The organism is Pseudomonas sp. PGPPP1, assembly GCF_002255865.1.
Classification (GTDB): Bacteria; Pseudomonadota; Gammaproteobacteria; order Pseudomonadales; family Pseudomonadaceae; genus Aquipseudomonas; species Aquipseudomonas cremoris.
Genome location: NZ_NKIG01000016.1, coordinates 86,477 through 107,498, shown reverse-complemented (window position 1 = coordinate 107,498; position 21,022 = coordinate 86,477). Strand labels below are relative to the sequence as shown.

Genomic DNA, 21,022 nt, shown 5'->3' with positions numbered 1-21,022 from the left:
GAACCCCCGTTTTCCAGGAGTACGCATGACACATTTCACGGGCACTGCAAAGTCGATTCGCTTGATTGGCGGGACCCGGGCATTGGACTTTATCAATACCAACAACGGCCGACGTCCTGGCACCACACTTACCCTGATGGAAGAGCGGCTCACCAGTTTTCAGTTCTTCTTTCAATGGGCAGTACATGCATCGGTGATCTCTGCCCAGGAGTTTGAAACCTATAAACCCATGGTGTTCGAGACGCCTATTTCCTATCAGCCGAACCTCGACGCCATTATTGCGTTCAGGGAATGCCTGTACCGCGTGTTTTACGCGCTGTCGTTGCATCAGGCCGCTGCCGATGAGGATTTGCAGCAGATCAACCTGGCCTTTCAACAAGGCGTGACTTGGCGAGTGCTGCGTTCTGTCGACGGGCTGCCGGGCTGGGACTGGAAACCCTGTGCGACGGCCCAGGAACTGACGGCGATGCTATTGGGGCGCCTGGCCATCGAGGCCACGCAATTGCTGGTTTCTGGTGATCTGCACGCGTTAAGGAGTTGCAGTTCCACGGACTGCGATTGGATATTCCTGGACGTCTCCAAGAACAAGCAGCGTCGATGGTGCCAAATGAGCGTATGCGGCAGCCGCGCGAAATTGAGCCGTCTGAAGCAGGCGGCCGGCTCGGTTTAGCGTTATCGCCTGGCCGTCTGCGACGGGTAGCAATTGCTCGACTTAATAGGAAGCATTACTATTCACGCCCCGCCTCTCCAGTGCTCTCGCGATGATCCCTCAGCCGCCCCGCAGAACAGGCTTTTTCGAGCATTACGAAGAGTTGATCCGGACCTGGACACGCCGCCTCAGAAACCGTCAGGAGGCCGAAGACCTGGCCCATGACACCTTTGTGCGGGTGCTGGAGGCCAAGTCGGTCCAGGTGGAGCAACCACGCGCCTATCTGCACCAGACCGCGCGCAATATTGCAGTGGACGCCTATCGACGCGAAGACCGTCGCGAAGCCATGGAGCTGGGAGCCCTCGATCAGACGCCCCCCAGCGGCGACCCGGAGCATTTCATGCACGCGATCCAATTGGCGGACTCCATCGAACAGGCCTTGGCGGAACTGCCGCTCAACTGCCGCAAGATTTTCATCTGGCAGAAGATCGAGGGCCTGACCCAGCAGGAAATCGCAGAGCGCCTGGGGCTGTCCAAGAACATGGTGGAAAAGTATATGATCCGCACCCTGCGGCATCTGCGCGACCGCCTGGATGCGATGGCCCCATGACTCATGCCCGCTTTGAAACAGGACCTTCCATGATGGATAGCCGTGCTCGCGACGAAGCCGCGCAATGGTTTGTACGCTTGCAAGACACTGAGCTGAGCGCCTGCGAGCGTGAGCAGTTCGACGCGTGGCGTGTTGAAAAAGCCGAGCATCAATACGAATTCGATGTGCTGCAAGGCGTGTGGAGCGCCACGGACTTGCTGCCCAAGACTCGCTTGCGGGCACTGTGCGCCGAACCGGTAGAACGACCCAAACGCCGAACCGTGTTGCGTTATGCGGTGGCCGCCAGCCTGGTCACCGTCGCATTGGGGTTGGGCCTGTTCAGCGGTCTCGATCATCCCAAACCCTACAACGCTGAATTCAGCACGCGCCTGGGCGAACATCGTCAAGTAGCATTGCCTGACGGCTCGGTGATGGACCTCAATAGCCGCAGCGTGGTTGCGGTGCACTTTGAAAAAGGCCGGCGCGGCGTGGAGCTCAAGCAGGGCGAAGCCATGTTCAGTGTCGAACACGACACCAGTCGGCCCTTTGTGGTCGCCGCCGGGGCAGGGCAGGTGACAGTCACCGGTACGCGTTTTGATGTGCGTCGTGATGATGACCAAACCCGTGTGGTGGTCGAGGCCGGTACCGTGAAGGTGCGAGGCCGCTCGCCGGACGAGGTGGTGACGCTGACGGCGGGCCTGGGCACCCATGTGGATAGCAAGGGCCAGGTGGCGGCGTCCTACGCTGTGAATGCCGAAGAATTGACGGCTTGGCGCACTGGCAAGCTGGTATTCAACAACGCCTCGCTGGGTGAAGTCGCTCGGGAAGTCTCGCGTTATCGAGAGCATCCGTTGCGGGTGAGCACACCGGCGGTCAGAGACCTGCGTCTGACCAGTGTGTTCAAGGCCAACGACACGGACGCCTTGCTAAAGGCCTTGCCGCACATCTTGCCGGTGGCCCTGCGCAACCTGCCGGATGGCAGCCAGGAAATTATTTCGCGCTGAGATTCAGGTTTTTTTCGAGTTCTTCGTCTTCTCCTGCAACTGCAACTGGTTTGCATTAACAGCCGCACACACTTGCGATCACAGGACAAGGCTCGACGTGAAAAAACTCGCCGCTCACAACAATAAATTCTCCCGCTGGGCGCCACTGGCCCTGGCACTCGCCGTCAGCGCCGCGCTACCTGCGGCCTACGCTGCCGACGGCATTCACATCCAGGCCCAGCCCCTGGGGGCGGCGCTGAGCCAACTGGGTCAGCAGACTTCCTTGCAAGTGTTTTTCAGCCCCGACCTGGTTGCCGGCAAGCAAGCGCCTGCAGTCGACGGCAATCTTTCACCCGAACAAGCCCTGCGCCAATTACTGCAGGGCAGCGGCCTGGATTATCAGATCGACGCCGGCTCCGTGACCTTGCGCCCACTGAGCAGCGGCACCGGTGCCGCTGGCTCGCCGTTGGAACTGGGGGCTACTGACATCAAGGTGGTCGGCGACTGGCTCGGTGACGCCAACGCCGAAGTGGTGCAGAACCACCCCGGCGCGCGGACGGTGGTACGCCGTGAAGCCATGGTAGAGCAGGGCGCGATGAACGTCGGCGACGTGCTGCGGCGTATCCCGGGTGTGCAAGTGCAGGAAGCCAACGGCACCGGCGGCAGCGACATTTCCCTCAACGTCGGTGTACGCGGCCTCACATCGCGCCTGTCGCCACGTTCTACCGTATTGATTGACGGCGTGCCGGCCGCGTTTGCGCCTTACGGCCAGCCGCAGCTGTCGATGGCGCCGATCTCCTCCGGCAACCTGGACAGCATCGACGTCGTCCGTGGCGCCGGCTCTGTGCGTTACGGGCCACAAAACGTGGGTGGCGTGATCAACTTCGTGACCCGCGCGATCCCCGAGAAATTCTCCGGCGAAGTCGGCACCACCCTGGAAACCTCCGCGCATGGCGGTTGGAAGCATATCGAAAACGCCTTTATCGGCGGCACCGCCGACAACGGCATCGGCGTAGCGTTGCTGTATTCCGGGGTCAAGGGCAACGGCTACCGCAACAGCAACAACTCCAACGACATTGACGACGTGATCTTGAAGACCCACTGGGCGCCGACCGATCAAGACGATTTCTCGCTGAACTTCCACTACTACGACGCCAGCGCCGACATGCCCGGTGGCCTGACCCAGAAGCAGTTCGATGCCAACCCGTACCAGTCGGTGCGTGACTGGGATAATTTCACCGGCCGGCGCAAGGACGTGTCCTTCAAGTACATCCGCCAGATCGACGACCGTACCCAGGCCGAAGTGCTGACCTACTATTCCGACAGCTTTCGCGGCAGCAACATCGCCAACATCGACCAGCTCACCCTGGGCTCGTACCCACGCACCTATTACACCTTTGGCATCGAGCCGCGTGTGTCCCACGTGTTTGATGTGGGCCCAAGCACCCAGGAAGTCAGCGTCGGCTATCGCTATCTCAAGGAGGGCATGCACGAGCAGGCCACCAGCCTGTTGCTGACGAACAATGTGCCGACGCCTGGCGGGCGCAGTGATGGCCATGTCTATCAGGACCGTACTGGCGGCACTGAGGCCAACGCGTTCTACGTCGATAACAAGATCGATATCGGCAAGTGGACGATCACCCCGGGTATCCGCTTCGAAGACATCCGCACCGAATGGCACGACCGCCCGGTTGTTCCCCTGACCGGCGCCCGCACCACCGAAAAGCGTCGCGAGGTTAACAGCAACGAGCCGCTGCCGGCCTTGAGCGTGATGTACCACATCTCCGATGCGTGGAAGTTGTTTGCCAACTACGAGACCTCGTTTGGCAGCCTGCAATACTTTCAGGTAGGCCAGGGCGGCTCGGGTGACCAGACAGCCAACGGCCTGAACCCGGAAAAAGCCAAGACCTACGAAGTGGGTACGCGCTACAACGATAATGTGTGGGGCGGCGAGCTGACGTTCTTCTACATCGACTTCTCGGATGAGCTGCAATACGTCAGCAACGCCGTAGGCTGGACCAACCTGGGCGCCACCAAGCACGAAGGGGTCGAAGCGTCGGCCCATTACGACCTGTCGAACCTGGACCCGCGCCTTGACGGCCTGACCGCCAACGCGGGCTTTACCTACACCAAGGCCACCTCGGTAGGCGACGTGCCCTTCAAAGACCGAGACCTGCCGTTGTACTCCCGTGAAGTAGCGACCCTGGGCCTGCGCTACGACGTTAACCACTGGACCCACAACCTGGACGTGTACGCCCAGTCCGGCCAACGCGCACCCGGCACTGGTACGACCTACATCACCCAGGGCACAGCGGATGGCCGGTATGGCGACATCCCTGGTTATGTCTCGGTGAATGTGCGCAGCGGCTACGATTTTGGCGCGCAACTGTCCAACCTAAAACTGGGTGTAGGTGTGAAAAACGTCTTTGACCAGCAGCACTACACCCGCTCCAGCGACAACAATGCCGGCCTGTACCTGGGCGAGCCGCGTACGTTCTTCGTACAGGCGAGCGTTGGCTTCTGACCTGCAATGGGTACGGAAAAATCGCAGCGCAATGCTGCGATTTTTTTTTGCGTGATGATCCAACCTCCTACCGGTACTCGGCTATTTGGCGTGTGTGACAGGAACTGAATCGGACGGGGCCACCACACAGAGAGCGCCTGCATTCATACGCTCGCTTAGGCGTTGGATAGGCAGGTGAACCCTGTGATAAAGCCGGACTGGAGATTCAAATGTCGGTATCAGCCCTCGATAAACCTGTTTCCAACCCACCCCCGCGTACGCCACCGCCTCAACCTCAACCTCAACCTCAACCTCAACCTCAACTCAAGAGCAAGGATGTTTCCCCCTCGTTAGCCGATGGGCAAAAGGCTGATCGCGTCAGTTTCAATTCGGGCGACAACAAACCCGGTAAAGTGTTTGCGGCACAAGTGTCGACCACGACGGAGCGTGCAGGCGGTAACGTTTCACAGGGCAACTGCCGCCAGTCTGCAGCGTCGGATGCCCAGTCGCCGGGGTTCTTCGACAAATTCAAGCAGAATCTGAAAAGTTGGTGTGGTGGGCAGCGCCCACCAAAGCCCGACCCTTGCCCACCTCCGCCGTGCAACACCAAGCCGCCGAAGCCCCCAAGGCCCCCGAAGCCTTGCCCGCCTGAGCCGCCCAAGCCGGATCCATGCTATGGCAAGCCGCCAGAGCGACCAACACCGTGCAAGCCGGATCCGTGCTATGGCAAGCCGCCGGAGCGACCAACACCATGCAAGCCGGATCCCAGCTATGGCAAGCCGCCGGAGCGACCAACGCCGTGCAAACCAGATCCGTGCCATGGAAAACCAGACCCCTGGTACTCGAACAAGAGCAACGATGATCTGGCGAAAATGCTGCTGAACAACTTCGATGCTTTCAAAGACCCGAAGCAACCCTGGTTCATCAACACCCAAGCTATCTCGGACATGGCCAATAAACCGTTGACCGATGATGCCTCCCAGGACCAGAACATTCGCTTGGCCAGGGAGTTGATGAAGCGCCCCGAACTGGTTAATGCAATCGATCGGCACAGCTCTACCGGTGCGTTGGATGGCTTGATTGACCGCAAGAAAATCGAAATGACGATTGGCAGTCAGAGTCCCATGAAGTATCTGGACGACAAGCAATTGGCCGGCGAGATGCTCGATCATTTCAAGGCACTGAGAGACCCCGATAACCGGGACTACATCAGCATCGACAAGCTGCGCGGCGTTGCCCAGTGGCCTACTGACGACCCTGTTCATGGTCGCCTGGCCTGGATTGCACAGGAGATCCTCAAGCGTTCCGACACGGCGGCATTGTTGGACGGTGGAGATCATTGGGGCAAGGACGGTTGGATTCACAAGGATGCGCTGCGCCAAATGGCTCGTTGATACAGCCCAGCCACAACGTTATTCATTAGACAGGTAGATCGCCACGAGACACCCGTGGCGACTTCCCTTGGGGGTCATATGACGACGTCTTCCCTGAACACTCGCCAGATGGAGTATTGGCAACCCGTAAGCATTCGAACCCATGGCGAAACGCCAGAACCCACGCAGGAAAGAGAGACAGCGCCCATCCGCCACGCCAGCGAGATCCAGCGGATGAAAGATTTTGCCGGCCGGCACAGGTTCCAAGCCCCGGTCGCGGATGATTTTGCCCGTGGCATGCTTCCACCAGGGCATGGCACGCGTGATGACACCGACCCAGTGGTACACGTTCGCGGCGCACTGGCGTCGGTGATGCATGGGTTAAGGAGCCTGTGTACTGGGCAAAGGGCCGAAGGCCATCATGTGCCTGATGCGTTCAAGCTCGACTGACTCAGGCCGCGCGGTGTGAGCGTTTACATGCTGTCATTGCTCTGCGCCCTCAATTCGGAACTATTGCGTTCGACCCACCACATATCGATGGCGCGCTTCACTGGGGTCTATTGGATGACGTTGGCTACCTTTTCGTGGCTGCCAGACAAGCGCGTATACGGAAATGGCTGGAGATGAAGAATGACAATTAATGGTGTAACGCCTCTTGCAATACCCCAGGTTAGAGGTGCGGTAGATGAGCGTTCGACTGCGGCAATGCCCATCGCCCATGGCCCTTGTGATGATCAACGTATTTCGTGGGATGTGCAGCCGAGCCAGCAGCCAATGTGTCGTAGTGCCTTGTCGTCGCTGCGCTATCAGGCATTACAGAGTGCGCCGGTCGTCCGCACGAATACGGTCCCACCCGGCAGGCATTCGACGGATAGCCAATTGGCGAGCGAATTGGATAAGAACTTTGGTGAACTGCATTCTTTTTTCAAGGAGGGGCGTTTGACGCAAGCGTCTCTGCGCAGAATCGCGGCGCAAGAGCTGGCTGGAGATTAAGGTGCGGGACCGCATTATCCTGGTGGTCCGGGAGATTCTCAAACGCCCGCTGCTGAACGACGCAATCATTGATTTCGAGGGCTTCATAACCCGCGACAGCCTTAAGGCCGCGGCGGCAGCGTTGCGGGGCAACAGCTCCCCCTGCGCCTACAGCCAAGACCCTTTTCACGGCCAATGCAACGCCAAGGTCGTCCAGGCGCTGCAAGGCTACTTCAAGCAGTTGAGGGACACGACCAAGGATCGGGCAGGCTTTTTTGAAGCGTTGGAATATGTGGACATCATCCTCCTCAGAGCGGTGATGAATGACCCTGACGATACCGATGCCCAGGGGCTGCCGAAATTGGAGCCGGCTACCGGGTTGCCCAGTAAAAAGTACAGCGAACACTGTGTCTACATGGCCAAAAACATCGTTGAACGGCCGGGACTGTTGCGTTCGCTGGAGCGCGCCAATTACCCCCGTCTGTTTGGTCGACCCAGGCATGAAGGGTGCCTCAGCAATAAAAGCCTGGAGCGCTGGCTGGAACAATACGAGATGTACAAAGCCAGGTAGCACCCTGGCTTCGCGCGGTGTTTTTTACACCTTGAGAATCTTGCCGCTGACGGCCACGCCTGCCAGCAACAGAGCGATCAATACAAAGGCTGTATTCAGGCTGCTGCCGTGGGCGATAAAGCCGATCATTGCCGGGCCCGCGAGGATGCCGGCGTAACCGAGGGTCGTGATGGCTGGCACCGCGATGTGTTCAGGCATGACCTTTTGCTTGCCCACGGCCGTATACAACACCGGCACGATATTCGAGCAGCCCGCGCCCACCAGTGCATACCCCAGCAACGCGGTTTCCCAGGCTGGCAGCAGGGTGGTGAGCAGCATCCCCACGGTGGCCAGCGCGCCGCCGATCACGATCACCCGGGTTGCACCCAGGCGCCGCACGATGGCATCACCGGTCAAGCGACCGGCCGTCATCGTCAGGGCAAAGGCTGCATAGCCCAGGCCTGCATACGCCTCATCCAGACCCCGCTCGGCACTGAGGAACACCGCGCTCCAGTCGAGTACGGCACCTTCGGCCAGGAACACGATAAAACACAGGCACCCGATAAACAGCACCACGCCGTGGGGTACCGCAAAGGCGGGTCCTGAGCTCTCACTGCCGTAAGGCAACAAGTGAGGCGCCGCCTTGAACAGTGCCGCCAGCGTGATCACGATCACCACCAGTGTTGCCTGTAGCGGTGACAGCCCCAGCCCCAGCAACCCCGATACCCCCGCCGCACCGACAATCCCGCCAAGGCTGAACAGCCCGTGAAAGCCCGACATCATGGTTTTGCCACTGGCCCGCTCGACAATCACCGCCTGCAAGTTGACCGTGGAATCCACCGTGCCCAGGCCGGCGCCAAACAGGAATAACCCGACCATCAACAACGGAATCGAACTGACGGTGGCCAGCATTGGCAAGGCCAGGCAGATCATGATCGTCCCGGCGCTCAGCACCCGCCGGCAACCAAAACGCGATGCCAGCGCACCGGCCGCAGGCATGGCGATGATCGAGCCAACCCCCAGGCACAAGAGCAATAACCCCAGAGTGCCTTCATTGAGTTCGGCGCGGGCCTTTGCATACGGCACCAACGGTGCCCAGGCGGCAATGCCGAAGCCTGCGATGAAAAACGCGATACGCGTCGACATTTGTTCCAGCCGCCCGGGAACCACGGGCGCTGGGGTGGGGATGGCAGTCATGAAAAATCCTTGGTTTTGCGTTCAGAGAACGATGTCCGGCGCGACATCGTTGCACATCAGGCCGCGCCGTGCGAGCCGGGTTCCCTGGCTGCTTTCGGTGAATAACGACTTGCAGGGTCGCTGCCCACACCCGGCCTGTTCTGTAATACGCTGCCAGCCAAGTGTGTAGGTGAACGAACGGACTAACCGATGAAAACTCTCTGGCAGGCAGCACCATGACGATGTTCTACGATGCGCGGGGCAATATTTACGGGGTAGTCAGCCCCGAGGTCCTGCGTCAGCAGGGCATCGCGGTTGCTCATAGCGCAACGCAGGCAGCGCGTGATCGTGCGGCATGGACATTGTCCGCTGTAGCGTCCGAATGCGGCTGGGGTTCCCGTCCGCATCCGGTGGATGGCAAGGCTCACCGTTGTGACGGCCTGCTGGTCGGCCCATTCCAGGCCGAACCACCGTTTGACCTGCTGATCGTCAACACCGACGGCTCCCTGGCCGAACGTAGCGGTAACGGGTTGACCATCTTCGCCCAGGCACTCAGTGACGCAGGCTTGATGACCGAAGCGTGTGAGCTGCGGGTGCATCACGACAAATCGGATGCGCCGTCCCCCGTGGCCACCCAGGTTGAGCCAGCGGTGTACGAGCACACCGAGGGGTTTTGGTTGGCGTTGGGCACACCCGAGTTCGGTCCGGGCGCGGTGGGCGCACAGGGCGTGGAGCAAACGCTCCTGGGCGGGGTTGAGCTCAGTCATGTGACCGAACTGGCCGCGATCAACCCGCAATGGGCCAGCAGCCAATTTGTGCGGGTGGGTAACCCTCATTGTGTGACGCTGGTCGAGCAAGCGTCGGCATTGCCGGACAATCAACAAATGCAGCAACCGCCACTGTTCGAACCCCTACAGGCGCTTGCCTTTGCACCCCCAATGGGCCGTGGCCAGCCCTGCAGGGCTGGGGTCAATTTGCAATGGGCTGCCCGGCAATCCAGCAACCGTGTGATCGCCCGCGTGTTCGAGCGCGGCGAGGGCCCCACCGCGTCTTCCGGGACCAGCGCCAGTGCGGTGGCCTGTGCGGCGTGGCGCGCGGGTTGGGTCGAGTCCGGCGAAGTCGCCGTGACAATGCCAGGCGGCACTGCGCCGGTGAGGTTGCTTGCTCAAGGCGAGACGTTGCTGAGCGTCAGCCTGTTCGGGACTGCGCGTCTGCAAGTGTGAACTTTAAAACGGCTGGCGGCTTAACTTAGTGTCAGCTGATTCTCTATTAGTAAGTTTCTAAAGTACTAAGTCGGTGTAGGGCCTTTCTTATTGTTAAGCCGTGGGTGTTCGGTGAGCTTTGATTTAGTAAAAAGATATTTGTAGTTTCTTTGTACGAAACTTCTTTTTTATTTTGTGGCGGCCGATTCCTGTCTGAAATCGCTAAGCTTCGTGGCGTTCAGGCGACTTTTTCTCGGCAACTTATTCAAGTTGAGCGATAAGAGTCTTTCAGTGTGGAAAATGGATGGCGGGTAACAGCGGATGGATAGCGCGTTTGTTTCGTCACGTTTCAAATTGGTACTTCCAGGTGTAAATAACGACTTTCAGGTGCTTGCCTTTAAAGGCAGTGAGGCCCTCGATCAACCGTATTTCATCCAGGTGCAGTGGGTCAGTGAAAACCCTGCCCTTGACCTGGAGGCATTGCTTCATCAACCCGCCTATCTGGATTTCGGTGAGGTGAACGAAGGCTTGCATGGCGCGGTTCATGCCATTGGCCGGGATGATCCAGGGCGGCGGCTCACCCGCTATCACCTGACCTTGGCGCCGCGGCTCGCCAGCCTCGCCTATCGTCGGGACCATCGGATCTTCCAGCAGCGCAACGTGCCGCAGATCATCGCGCAGGTCCTTGAGCACCACGGCATCCTGGCTGACGCCTACGTGTTTGAATTGGGTCCCGTGGTCTATCCACCGCGAACGTTTTGCGTGCAGTACGCCGAAAGCGACCTGCATTTCATCCAGCGGCTGTGTGAAGAGGAGGGGATTCATTATCACTTTCGCCATACCCAGGATGCTCACCTGCTGGTGTTTGGTGACGACCAGACGGTTTTTAGCCGGTTGCCCGCGCAGCGTTATTGCGCTGCGGGTGGGCCGCAAGCCGAGACGCAGGTTATCCAGCGTTTTGATGTGCGCTTGGCTACTCGCGGCCAAAAGACAGTGCGCCGGGATCATGACTTCGAACACCCTTCGCTGCGCCTGCAAGACAGCGCCGGGCCCGTGTCGACAGAACCGCTTGAGGATTATCACTACCCCTCAGGTTTTACTGGCCGTGCGCGAGGCCAGCGCCTGGCGCGTCGGGGCCTGGAACGCCATCAAAGCGACCGTTTTCGCGCGTTGGGCAAGAGTGATCTAGCGGTCCTGCGCAGTGGGCATTTCCTTGAGTTGCGCGACCATTCAGATCCTGCCTGCAACGACCTTTGGCTGATCACCTCGATACGTCACGAGGGCTATCAACCACAGGTGTTGGAGGAGGCTACGACCGACGCTCACACATTCCAGGGCTATCGCAATCGGTTTACCGCCACACCCTGGCGTGCGACGTATCGACCGCCCCTTAAACATCCCAAGCCGACCATCAACGGCAGCCAGACCGCAACGGTCACCGGGCCGGCCGGCGAGGAGGTGCACTGTGACAAATACGGACGAGTGAAGGTGCGCTTTCACTGGGACCGCCTGGACAAGAACGATGACAAGAGCAGCTGCTGGGTGCGGGTCGCGTCCGGTTGGGCCGGTGACGGCTTTGGCGCCATGATGACCCCGCGAGTGGGTATGGAAGTATTGGTCACCTTCCTTGAAGGCGACCCGGACCAACCTCTGATCAACGGTTGCCTGCCGAATGCATCGCAACAACCGGCCTACCCGTTACCCCGATACAAGACCCGCAGCGTATTGAGAAGTCGCAGCAGCCCGGGCGGCGCCGGCGCCAACGAGCTGCACCTGGAGGACCGCCGTGGCGAGGAACTTATCTACCTGCGTGCGCAACGCGACCTGGAGCAACAGGTCGGTCATGACAGCCGTCTTGAGGTAGCGGGGCAGCGACGTGAAGTCATCCGGGGCCTGAGCACGGCTCACCTGGAGAACGAGGAGCATCGTCATATCGCTGGCGACCGTAAAGTCGTTCTCAGGGCGAGCGATTATCTGGATGTACAAGGCGATAGCCGCACGCACGTGGGGCAAACCATGTTGGTTGAGGCAGGGCAACAGCTTCACCTCAAGTCCGGTGTCAGCTTGGTGATCGATGCTGGCGCACAACTGAGCCTCATGGCTGGCGGGGAGCATCTGGTCATCCAGGCGGGCGGTATTTTCAGCAGCCGGCCTATTACGTTGGGCGGTTTACCGTCATCTACCCAGCTCGCGAATCCCCGGGTTGCCGCTGTGCAGAACGTCTGTGCAGCGCAAGGCTCCATCATGGGTTTGGCGAGGCTGCTGGGGGCAGACTTTTGCCCGGTATGCGAAGGCTGTCGCGACAGTGATGGGAGGGTCGCCTGATGAACCTTCCTCCCTACCCATGGATGGCTCAGCAGCAACAGGCTGGACACCGGTTGTGCCTGGTTCTTGAGGGTGACAACGACGTGTGCCAGTCGCTGCTGGAGGTGCGCACCGTATCGCAATATTGCAGCTTCTATGCCGGGACCGTTGTGGCGGAACTGAAGACGACGGGCCCGATGATCGTGCTGCTGCAACAAATGAGCGAGCCCGGGTTGCTCGACCTTTTTCAACGACCTGAGACAAAGGGGGGCTGGCTGGGCAGTTTGCCCAGCGAGGACCTGGCGGGCGTGACTCGACACTGGCGCGACCGATTGTTGGTAGGGACGCAGGATAATCCGGCGTTGTACCGCTTTCACGACAATCGCACGCTGGCGCGCGCATTGAACCATCTTGCACCGGAGCACTGGCCGGCATTCCTCGGGCCATTGATCAGCGTGTGCTACTGGCATGAAGGCGGTTGGCACAGCCGTGACAACCCGAGCCCCGGCGATTATCCAGTGCCCGACTCCGCTCCCTGGCTGAACATCCCCAACCCTCACGCCAGCGTCATCCTGCACGCGAATGTCCTGCGCTACCTGCTGGCCGAGCACAGTGAAGACCTGGCGGCATTGATGGAATTCCAGGACCCGAGGGTCTGGCTGACCCAGGTGCTGGTGCAGGCCCATGCCTGGCAATGGCGGAAGCCTTCGCAACTGGAGTTTTTGGTGGTGCGAAGGTTAGAGGAGGCTACTCGCAGCAGTGTCATTCGGTGGCAACCGATGCCAGGAGAGGCATCGGGAGACCACTTTGAACGAGTGGTGAAACAGTGGCGTTTGATGAGGGAACAGGATGAGTAGGCGAAGGTTGAATGTGTTGGTTGCACTGGGAATGGCGGGGCTTGCTGGGTGTGCGAGCAAGCCGGTTGACAGTTTTACGTTGGAGGTGGATTTACCGGCGCAATTTCGTTTTGTCGCTGTCGCCGAGTACAGCCCGGCAGCAGGGGAAATTTGCACGTTACCTCAACGTCGGGGCAGGACGCCGGAGCGCAAGGTGTTAATCACTCAATACAAACCTGAGGCTGAACGAGTGAGCTTTGACTTGCCGCTGTCGCGAGTAATTGAAGGCTGCCCTTCGGTGTTGACCAGTGTGGAATTTGACGTCCGTGCGAAATGGGGCGTGCGCCTCTGGGATATGGGGGGAGACCGTGCAGTTATCGGTATTCGAGATCGTTGGGATCACGGTACCGGTATGCCTGAGTCAGGTGTTCAAACGTTAGTTGGACGGTGTCATTGGTTGTTCCGCACGATCGGCCCGCTCCACATGATCAGGAAGATTTTGCAGTGCCGCTCTTTGGACGCAACGGGGCGGCAAAGGCTTGCGGGAGGTGTGGCGCAGCGAGACCAGTTGTCGGGGAAAAAGCTCAGGATGGTGCTGGCGCTGACAGATGAGGAACAGCCCTATTTCAAGGATAACTGGGTGGCTGTGCCGGGTGGGTGGAAGCGTTGTAAGGGTAAAAGTTTTGAAGATACGTTTGGTTATTGCGGTGGCAATACGACGGACTTCAAACCCATAAAAATGCCGGACGGACGGATATGCGACGTCTATCCAACATGTAGCAACAAGGAGTGAATCATGGATCAGGAAGCATGGAAGCAACCTTTTTTCGATGACAAAAAGCCCGCGTGTTCATTACGAGGAGCCTGGGTGAGCTTCAATCTAGTGGATGAAGTCGGCGACGGAAAACCTTACGGCGGTCTTCCGTTTACGGTGTATGACAGTGCTGGTGTTCAGTATGAAGGTAGGCTAAATGGCGATGGAGGCACCAAACTACAAAACCTGTACTGCGGCCCTGTAGTCCTCACATTGGATGAACAATACGTCGGGGAAGAGGAGCCATATAGGCAACTGAGAGGGCGTGAGACGTATCAGCTGCCAATTTCCGAGCTTCAATTTCGGGCGGAGAAAACGCATTTTTTGAATGCAAATGGTCAGCGAACGGAAAGTAATCCCAAGAAAAACAAAGCGGACAGGTTTTACCAGGTTGAAGTAAGTGATCTTGTACGGCATATCGCTCATTTACCCCCAGTGGAACCCACGGGCTCTCGTCCCCAACGACATGCCCTAAAAATGATGGCCGAACTAGGATTCAGCCCATCGCAACGGACATTGTCGGGAGTCGTGCTGTTCCCCAACCAGCACACGGTTCTTGAGGTTCGGCCGTTGCGAGCCTTTCGCCCGATATTTTCCACCGACGATAGTTTCTGTGCGTTGAATCTCTACCAATTGGCACTGATGGCTACCTTGAGTTACTGCGACTTCGGGCAAGTGCCACCTGAAAGACCCACAGATAAAGTTCACTTTCCCTTCGACCCCAGCGTGGGTCATCTCTTTGCTGAAAAGCTATCGGGGTATCACGAAGCCTGGCGATTTGATGCGGAGCAACAACAGCGTTTCTATCCTATCTACGAAGAAGTCCCCTACTCGCGACGTTTCGAAATTCTGCCTTTCGACCCTGGGTTGTATTCGCAGAACAGGCCAGAGTTGGAGAAGAACCAGGAGCACCCAGCACGTTTGCACTTTTTCGACGATGTTGAATTTGGTACCGACACTCAGGCGTTTATCAGTCATCACGATGAGGTGATCTTGATCGCTGTGCGGGGTACTGCAAGCTCCGCCGATGGGTTGCGGGATGCTAACGCCCACCAGGTGGCTTTCGCCGAAGGTATCGGCAAGGCGCATGAAGGTTTTTATCAGGCCTTCAGCGCCATGCGAGGTTTCGTCCAGCAATACCTCGACCAGTTTTTCGCAGGCCAGCGGATAATTATCTGCGGCCATAGCCTGGGCGGAGCAATCGCTTTGCTGCTTGCCGAAGGCCTGCGGCGAACGTCGAATGGCACCTACAACGTCCTCCTCTACACCTACGGCGCTCCTCGCGCCGCCGATTCCGAATTCACCGCCGGCGCTTCATCCCTCGTCCATCACCGTATCGTCAACCACAACGACCCCGTCCCCAGCGTGCCAGCGCCATGGATGAACACCACCGCCAAGCTCTGGGTTCCCGGCGCGGTCACGCTGTTCAGCACGCCTGCGCTAGGCAGCCTGCTGTTCGCTGCCGGGCTGGTGCGCGTGGGTGGCAACCCCTACGAACACCACGGTGAACAACAACACTTCATGCCGCTCATGCTTGCGGATGGCACGCAGTCTTCGGTGTTGTGGAAGCCGGGCTGTGAGTCCATCGAAGAAGCAGGCTGCAATCGGGCGTTGCAACTCCATGGCGACATGCCGGACCGCGAAGGGCTGATCAAACAGTTGGTCGAATACAAGGAGCACTTCATGACCGCGAGCTACATCCCGGCGGCTTGGGCCACCCTGCGTCGTTGGCAGCAAACCCTGGACAACAGCGGCCCGCTGGTGACGCCGAGGGAGTTCGAGTTGCTTGATCATGCGCTGGCGAGCATGCGCCAGCAATTGCGGGAAAAACGCCTGGAGCTCGCTCGTCGCGCCCCGAGCAATGGGCGTGGCTATGAGCACCACGAACCGTTGAACGCCGAAATCGACCGCTTGCACACCAGTCGCGAGCGTCTCGAAACCCTGCGCTGGCGGCGCCTTGAAGCTCGTGATGTGTATGGCAGTTACGCCCATTCCGCGCAGTTGCAACCCAGCCTCAAACGTTGGTTCAGCCACCGCGAAAACCGCGAGCGGTCCCAGGTCGCCAGCATCCCCCCGTCTACCAACAGCGAACGGGGGAGGGTGCACTCGTTGGATATCGATTCGATCGTCTAGACAAACTCTACCTGCGCCGGCTGGCGTTTCATCAGCACCTTGCCGTTGCGGATCGAGTACAGCGGCAGGCCTTGGCTGCGGATGACCTCGTAGTCGCTGTCTGCCGAGAGGATCAGCAGGTTGGCTGGGCGGCCAAGCTCCAGGCCGTAGCGATCACCCAGGGCCATGGCCTTGGCACTGTTGTCGGTGACCAGGTCGAGCGCGCTTTGCAGGTTGCGGTAGCCGAGCATGTGGCAGATGTGCAGGCCGGCTTCCAGCACTCGCAGGATGTTGCCATTGCCCAGGGGGTACCAGGGATCGACGATGGAGTCCTGGCCGAAACACACGTTCATGCCGGCCTCCAGCAGTTCGTTGACGCGGGTGACACCGCGGCGTTTTGGGAAACTGTCGAAGCGGCCCTGCAGGTGAATGCTCTCGGTGGGGCACGAGACGAAACTGATGCCGGAGTGCCCCAGCAAACGGAACAACTTGGCGCAGTAGGCGTTGTCGTAGGAGCCCATGGCGGTGGTGTGGCTGGCCGTGACGCGGGGGCCCATGTCGCGGCTGCGCGCTTCTTCGGCGAGTACTTCGAGGAAGCGCGAGTGCGGGTCGTCGGTCTCGTCGCAGTGTACGTCCACCAGGCAACCGGTGCGTTCAGCCAGGTCCATCAGGAACTTCACCGAACTCACGCCCTGATCGCGGGTGTATTCAAAATGGGGGATGCCGCCGATCACGTCGGCACCGAGGCGGATGGCTTCCTCCATCAGTTCGCGGCCATTGCGGTAAGACTCGATGCCTTCCTGAGGGAAGGCGACGATTTGCAGGTCGATCAGGTGCGCGCTTTCTTCACGCACTTCCAACATGGCCTTGAGCGCGGTGAGGTCAGGGTCGGTGACGTCAACGTGAGTGCGCACATGCTGGATGCCGTGGGCGGCGAGGGCCTGGATGGTTTTCTTGGCGCGGGTCTTGGTGTCGGCCTGGGTGATGGTGGCTTTGCGCTCGCCCCAGCACTCGATGCCTTCGAACAAGGTGCCGCTCATGTTCCAGCGCGGCTCGCCGGCAGTGAGGGTGGCGTCGAGGTGGATATGGGGCTCGACGAAGGGCGGGATCACCAGGTTGCCGGCAGCATCCAGGTCGCCGGCGCCCGCTACAGGCGCCGCTGTTTGTGGCGTAATGTTGGCAATCCGGCCGTGTTCCAGGTGCAGATCATGCAGGCCTTCACGGTTGCGCAGGCGGGCGTTGATGATGTGCATGGGCAAGTTCCTCTTGGCTAAAAACAATCAGGCAGACAGCCGCCAGATCATCAGCGCGATACCGATGTCCAGGCGGTCATAAGAATTGTCCAACGTCAGTCCGCACAGGGCTTCGATACGCTGGACGCGGTGCGTCAGGGTGTTACGGTGCACGGCCAGCCGCTGGGCGGCGGCCACAAGGTTACCATTCTCGTGAAACCAGGCTTCCAGGGTGGGCATCAGGCTTGGGCCATGGTGCAAATCGTGGCGCAGCAACGGGCCCAGGCGCTCATTGAGAAATTGGTCGAGCAGGGCGCGGTCACGCACGCCGCTGAGCAACTTGAGCACGCCCAGTTCGTCATACACACACAGTCCGGCGCGTTCGCTGAATCGTCGCGCGGCGGCCAGCGCCTGGCGTGCTTCATCTTGCGCCTGGGCCAGGCGTGCGGGTGGATGGGCGGCGGCGCTCAGGCCGATAAACAACTTGAGGGGCGCCAGGCGCAGGTTCAGCGGGTTGAGCCAATTGGCGAGTAACTGGCGGTTTTTCAAAGCCGCGACGGCATCCGGGGCAGGCAGCAGCACCGTCCATTGTCCGGCCCGTCCCAGTACCGGCAGCCCAGCGCAGAGCTGGCGCAAACGCCGATTGATGCCGTCGTGTTGCCGGGCCAGTTGTGCCTCCACCACGGCAGCATCGCCTTTGGCAAATAGCAATTCACTGCCTTCCAGTTGCAGTTGCACCACCTGCCAATGCCCCGCCAGCGACATGCCCAATTGGGCGGCGCGGTGCAGCAGTAATTCCAGGGACTGATAGTCGCCGGTCAGCAAGCGTTCCAGTACGTCGTGCCGCGAGCGCCCCAACTGCTCGGACTGGATCAGCGCCGAGCCGATGGCCTGGGTCACCAGCACCATTTTCAACGAGTAGGGCTGTTCGATCAGCGGCATGCCGGCCGCTTCGGCAGCGTCGAGCAAGCGCTGGGGGATTGCCTGGATATACGCAGGTCCCGTGAGGATAACCAACCCGGCCACGTGTCGCTGGCAGGCTTCATCCAGCATTTGCAGCAGGTTGGCCTCATCCCGTGGGTGATTGATGCCGGTGACGAACACCAGCTCACCCCCCAACACCCACTCGGCGATCCCGCTGTTCTCCGCCACGTATGGCCAGCGCACGGTGTTGTCCAGACCGCCTTCACCGGCGCGCAGGCGCATGGATTCCAGGCCCGGCAGAGCCAGCACATCGCCGAGTGTCAGGCTCATGCCCGTGCGTCAGCCAGAGGCACGCGCAGTACGGCGGTGAGCGCGATGTAGGTCAGCGATGCAGCAGCAATCCCCACCAACGGCGCAACCCATGGCGAGTGGAACGCCAGCACAGTGCCCACGGCATACGCCACCAGCCCCGGCCAGTTGAACGCCGGCAAGCGCGCGTCCGCCAGACGAGGGTATTGGCCGCGATAGCGGTAGAAGAAGTCCGCCATGATCACCCCGCCAATCGGTGGGATCACAGTGCCCAGCAAAATCAGGTAGGGCACCAGCATGTCGTACATGCCGAGCAACGCCAGCAGGGTGCCGATCACTGCGCCGACCAGGGTCACGGTCTTGCGGCGCTTGGTGCGCAGCAAGTTGCAGCCAGCCACGGCGAAGTTGTAGATGGTGTTGTCCTGGGTGCTCCAGATGTTCAGCAGCAGCATGGCCATCGCCGCCATGGCGAAGCCTTGCAGCAGCAACACTTCCACCACATCCGGCTGTTGATAGACGATGGCGCCGTACGCACCGATCAGCACCATCAGGCCGTTGCCGACAAAAAATCCGATCAGGCTGGCTAGCACCGCAACTTTGGCCGAGCGGGAAAACCGTGTCCAGTTGGTCGCTTGGGTTGCGCCGCTGACGAAGGTGCCGAATACCAAAGTAATCGCGGTGGACAAATCCAGCTCGCCGGTCGGAACCACCGCCAGCAACCCCTCCAACCCGCCGACCTTGACCGTGGCCACCCACATCGACAGAAACAACAGGATGCCCATGGCTGGCACGGCGATGTAGGACAGAATCTCCAAGCCGCGATAGCCGATGTAGGCGGTCGCGCAAAACACCAGGCCGAACAGCACCATCAGCGCCAGCACACTGCCTTGGCCCAGCTCGAAATATTTGCCGAGCACCACCGCAGCAGTGGCGGTACCCCAGGCGTACCAGCCGATCTGGGTGAAACCGAGGATCAGGTCGCTGAGCTTGCTGCCCACTTCGCCAAAGCAGAAACGCCCCATAAGCACCGAGTTCAGGCCGCTTTTGAAGGCGATGTAACCCAGGCCTGCGGCGTAAATACCCAGCAACAGGTTACCCAAGGCCACTACGCCGAGCATGTCGGTAAAACTGAACGCCACCCCCAGCTTGCCGCCGGCAAACATGGTCGCGGTAAAAAACGTGAAGCCCAGCAGCACCATGGCGGTGGACGCCAGGCCCTTGCGCGCATGCATGGGGACTTCGCTGAGGGGATAGTCATTACCCGGTTCTTGCTGCGTCATGTGCCTTGCTCCCTGAATGAGTGACGCAGGCCTATTGCACCGCGCGTGCCAAATCGGTGGCAGTGACGGGCGCACGGTGGGCGCTGTGCACTGTGCACAGTATTTATAGCCAAACCGGGGAGAAATGCAGGAAGGGGTGTTCGTGGTGCCCAATCGGGCACGAAAGCGGTGCAGCGGTGATACAAATTGGATCAGTCGAACAGCGTGTGCGTGGTCTCGCCGCGATGGAACGCGAATGCGGCTTCAAGATCACTTTCGATGGTGCGCCCACGGGACAGTGGCGGCAGCTCATCCAGGCGGAAAAAGCCGACGTCGGTGGTTTCGAACCCAGCCATTGGCGCAAGCTGGTCCACCCGGTCACACAAGAAGTACAGTTTGTAGAAGTCCCGCACATCCGGCCGGTATAAGCCCTTGGCCTTGTGCGTCACGCTGTACAGCGCCCGCGCGGTTACCGTGAGCCCGGCTTCCTCGTGGATTTCCTTGATGATGTTCTCGGCCGCCGACAAACCGATATCGGCATAGCCCCCCGGCAACGCCCAGCAGCCATCGGTCAACTCGCGCACCAGCAGGATTCGGTCACCGTCGATCACCGCGCCGCGCACGTCGATCATCGGCGTCGAGTAGCGTTGGGCAAAGTCTGTGACCAGCCCGGTGATGCGTTCCAATGGCACGTTGCCCAGTTGCGCCAACATGCTGTGGGCGATCTCGGCGATCTCTTCAAGACGCTCGCGCTCGAAGTCATCGGTGCAAAAGTGCAGCCCCGTAGACGCCAACGCCTGCAGGCGTTTGGCTTGGGCGAGCCAGGTGTTTTCCATCAGGGCTTGCCCTCTCTCACACTGTCACTCACCGCGATAGATACAACCGCTGGTGCAGGTCTCATGGATGCGAATCGCGCTGAGTTCTGGCAACAACGGTTTCAGCTCATTCCAGATCCACTTGGCCAGCACTTCGCTGGTCGGGTTTTCCAGGCCTGGAATGTCGTTGAGGTAGTTGTGGTCGAGGCGCTCATAGAGTGGCTTGAAAATCGCCTTGATCTCCGAGAAGTCGCGAATCCAGCCGGTATGGGGATCCAGGTCGCCGCTCAGGTGGATGGCCACCTTGAACGAATGCCCATGCAGGCGCCCGCATTTGTGGCCTTCCGGTACGTGGGGCAGGCGGTGGGCAGACTCGAAGGTAAACTCTTTGAAGATTTCCACAGTATTTTCAGCTCGGTC

Annotated in this window: 19 protein-coding genes; 13 read left to right on the top strand and 6 right to left on the bottom strand. The window is 59.8% G+C overall.

Annotated features, from left to right (window positions below):
- Positions 1-25: 25 nt before the first annotated feature.
- From CFE47_RS18420 to CFE47_RS18385, 8 genes are all read left to right on the top strand, one after another.
- Positions 26-670, top strand: coding sequence for a CGNR zinc finger domain-containing protein (locus tag CFE47_RS18420; protein WP_286839189.1), 645 nt, complete (start codon positions 26-28; stop codon positions 668-670).
- A 91-nt stretch (positions 671-761) separates the two neighbouring features.
- Entirely contained in the window at positions 762-1,259 is a 498-nt protein-coding gene (locus CFE47_RS18415; RefSeq protein ID WP_286839186.1) for a sigma-70 family RNA polymerase sigma factor, read from the top strand.
- A gap of 29 nt (positions 1,260-1,288) precedes the next feature.
- Positions 1,289-2,242, top strand: coding sequence for a FecR family protein (locus CFE47_RS18410; RefSeq protein ID WP_286839184.1), 954 nt, complete (start codon positions 1,289-1,291; stop codon positions 2,240-2,242).
- A gap of 97 nt (positions 2,243-2,339) precedes the next feature.
- On the top strand, positions 2,340-4,745 hold the full coding sequence (locus CFE47_RS18405; protein ID WP_286839182.1) for a TonB-dependent siderophore receptor: 2,406 nt from the start codon (positions 2,340-2,342) through the stop codon (positions 4,743-4,745).
- A gap of 209 nt (positions 4,746-4,954) precedes the next feature.
- On the top strand, positions 4,955-6,118 hold the full coding sequence (locus tag CFE47_RS18400; protein WP_286839180.1) for a hypothetical protein: 1,164 nt from the start codon (positions 4,955-4,957) through the stop codon (positions 6,116-6,118).
- A gap of 78 nt (positions 6,119-6,196) precedes the next feature.
- The gene (locus tag CFE47_RS18395; RefSeq protein ID WP_286839178.1) at positions 6,197-6,547 is read left to right on the top strand and encodes a hypothetical protein; all 351 of its coding nucleotides are present in this window, start codon (positions 6,197-6,199) and stop codon (positions 6,545-6,547) included.
- Positions 6,548-6,727: 180 nt separating this feature from the next.
- Positions 6,728-7,090 (top strand): hypothetical protein, encoded by a 363-nt coding sequence (locus tag CFE47_RS18390; RefSeq protein ID WP_286839176.1) that lies wholly within the window; start codon positions 6,728-6,730, stop codon positions 7,088-7,090.
- A gap of 1 nt (position 7,091) precedes the next feature.
- On the top strand, positions 7,092-7,640 hold the full coding sequence (locus CFE47_RS18385; protein ID WP_286839174.1) for a type III secretion effector protein: 549 nt from the start codon (positions 7,092-7,094) through the stop codon (positions 7,638-7,640).
- 24 nt (positions 7,641-7,664) lie between these two features.
- Here CFE47_RS18385 and CFE47_RS18380 read toward each other — a convergent pair whose 3' ends face one another.
- On the bottom strand, positions 7,665-8,816 hold the full coding sequence (locus CFE47_RS18380; protein WP_286839171.1) for an MFS transporter: 1,152 nt from the start codon (positions 8,814-8,816) through the stop codon (positions 7,665-7,667).
- 215 nt (positions 8,817-9,031) lie between these two features.
- On the opposite strand from CFE47_RS18380, the gene CFE47_RS18375 reads away from it, so the two are divergent.
- The 5 genes from CFE47_RS18375 (at position 9,032) to CFE47_RS18355 (ending at position 16,084) form a co-directional block, all read left to right on the top strand.
- The gene (locus CFE47_RS18375) at positions 9,032-10,018 is read left to right on the top strand and encodes a diaminopimelate epimerase (protein WP_286839169.1); all 987 of its coding nucleotides are present in this window, start codon (positions 9,032-9,034) and stop codon (positions 10,016-10,018) included.
- Positions 10,019-10,318: 300 nt separating this feature from the next.
- Positions 10,319-12,322, top strand: a complete 2,004-nt coding sequence (tssI, locus tag CFE47_RS18370) for a type VI secretion system tip protein TssI/VgrG (RefSeq protein WP_286839166.1) — start codon at positions 10,319-10,321, stop codon at positions 12,320-12,322.
- Positions 12,322-13,158 carry a DUF4123 domain-containing protein gene (locus CFE47_RS18365; protein ID WP_286839164.1) on the top strand — a complete coding sequence of 279 codons (837 nt, stop codon included), beginning with the start codon at positions 12,322-12,324 and terminating at the stop codon, positions 13,156-13,158. Before tssI ends, CFE47_RS18365 begins: the two co-directional genes overlap by 1 nt.
- Positions 13,151-13,930, top strand: a complete 780-nt coding sequence (locus CFE47_RS18360; protein ID WP_286839162.1) for a hypothetical protein — start codon at positions 13,151-13,153, stop codon at positions 13,928-13,930. The genes CFE47_RS18365 and CFE47_RS18360 overlap by 8 nt, the downstream gene beginning before the upstream one ends.
- Before the next feature lie 3 nt (positions 13,931-13,933).
- Positions 13,934-16,084, top strand: a complete 2,151-nt coding sequence (locus tag CFE47_RS18355; protein ID WP_286839160.1) for a lipase family protein — start codon at positions 13,934-13,936, stop codon at positions 16,082-16,084.
- On the opposite strand, the gene codA is transcribed toward CFE47_RS18355, so the two are convergent.
- From codA to queD, 5 genes are all read right to left on the bottom strand, one after another.
- Positions 16,081-17,316: a cytosine deaminase gene (gene codA, locus CFE47_RS18350; RefSeq protein WP_286839158.1), complete on the bottom strand. Its 1,236-nt coding sequence runs from the start codon at positions 17,314-17,316 to the stop codon at positions 16,081-16,083. The two genes, CFE47_RS18355 and codA, sit on opposite strands and share 4 nt — an antisense overlap.
- Positions 17,317-17,343: 27 nt before the next feature.
- Positions 17,344-18,549 (bottom strand): PucR family transcriptional regulator, encoded by a 1,206-nt coding sequence (locus CFE47_RS18345; RefSeq protein ID WP_286839154.1) that lies wholly within the window; start codon positions 18,547-18,549, stop codon positions 17,344-17,346.
- Positions 18,546-19,808, bottom strand: a complete 1,263-nt coding sequence (gene codB, locus CFE47_RS18340) for a cytosine permease (RefSeq protein WP_286839152.1) — start codon at positions 19,806-19,808, stop codon at positions 18,546-18,548. Before codB ends, CFE47_RS18345 begins: the two co-directional genes overlap by 4 nt.
- A gap of 191 nt (positions 19,809-19,999) precedes the next feature.
- Entirely contained in the window at positions 20,000-20,623 is a 624-nt protein-coding gene (locus tag CFE47_RS18335) for an NUDIX hydrolase (protein ID WP_185710946.1), read from the bottom strand.
- 24 nt (positions 20,624-20,647) lie between these two features.
- Complete coding sequence (gene queD / locus CFE47_RS18330) at positions 20,648-21,004, bottom strand: 6-carboxytetrahydropterin synthase QueD (protein ID WP_003190259.1); 357 nt, start codon at positions 21,002-21,004, stop codon at positions 20,648-20,650.
- Between the last annotated feature and the right edge of the window lie 18 nt (positions 21,005-21,022).

Coding starts and splice junctions, on each gene's coding strand:
- CFE47_RS18420 (WP_286839189.1), top strand. CDS start 26: ATGACACATTTCACGGGCACTGCAAAGTCGATTCGCTTGATTGGCGGG.
- CFE47_RS18415 (WP_286839186.1), top strand. CDS start 762: ATGATCCCTCAGCCGCCCCGCAGAACAGGCTTTTTCGAGCATTACGAA.
- CFE47_RS18410 (WP_286839184.1), top strand. CDS start 1,289: ATGATGGATAGCCGTGCTCGCGACGAAGCCGCGCAATGGTTTGTACGC.
- CFE47_RS18400 (WP_286839180.1), top strand. CDS start 4,955: ATGTCGGTATCAGCCCTCGATAAACCTGTTTCCAACCCACCCCCGCGT.
- CFE47_RS18395 (WP_286839178.1), top strand. CDS start 6,197: ATGACGACGTCTTCCCTGAACACTCGCCAGATGGAGTATTGGCAACCC.
- CFE47_RS18390 (WP_286839176.1), top strand. CDS start 6,728: ATGACAATTAATGGTGTAACGCCTCTTGCAATACCCCAGGTTAGAGGT.
- CFE47_RS18380 (WP_286839171.1), bottom strand. CDS start 8,816: ATGACTGCCATCCCCACCCCAGCGCCCGTGGTTCCCGGGCGGCTGGAA.
- CFE47_RS18375 (WP_286839169.1), top strand. CDS start 9,032: ATGACGATGTTCTACGATGCGCGGGGCAATATTTACGGGGTAGTCAGC.
- tssI (WP_286839166.1), top strand. CDS start 10,319: ATGGATAGCGCGTTTGTTTCGTCACGTTTCAAATTGGTACTTCCAGGT.
- CFE47_RS18365 (WP_286839164.1), top strand. CDS start 12,322: ATGAACCTTCCTCCCTACCCATGGATGGCTCAGCAGCAACAGGCTGGA.
- CFE47_RS18360 (WP_286839162.1), top strand. CDS start 13,151: ATGAGTAGGCGAAGGTTGAATGTGTTGGTTGCACTGGGAATGGCGGGG.
- CFE47_RS18355 (WP_286839160.1), top strand. CDS start 13,934: ATGGATCAGGAAGCATGGAAGCAACCTTTTTTCGATGACAAAAAGCCC.
- codA (WP_286839158.1), bottom strand. CDS start 17,316: ATGCACATCATCAACGCCCGCCTGCGCAACCGTGAAGGCCTGCATGAT.
- CFE47_RS18345 (WP_286839154.1), bottom strand. CDS start 18,549: ATGAGCCTGACACTCGGCGATGTGCTGGCTCTGCCGGGCCTGGAATCC.
- codB (WP_286839152.1), bottom strand. CDS start 19,808: ATGACGCAGCAAGAACCGGGTAATGACTATCCCCTCAGCGAAGTCCCC.
- CFE47_RS18335 (WP_185710946.1), bottom strand. CDS start 20,623: ATGGAAAACACCTGGCTCGCCCAAGCCAAACGCCTGCAGGCGTTGGCG.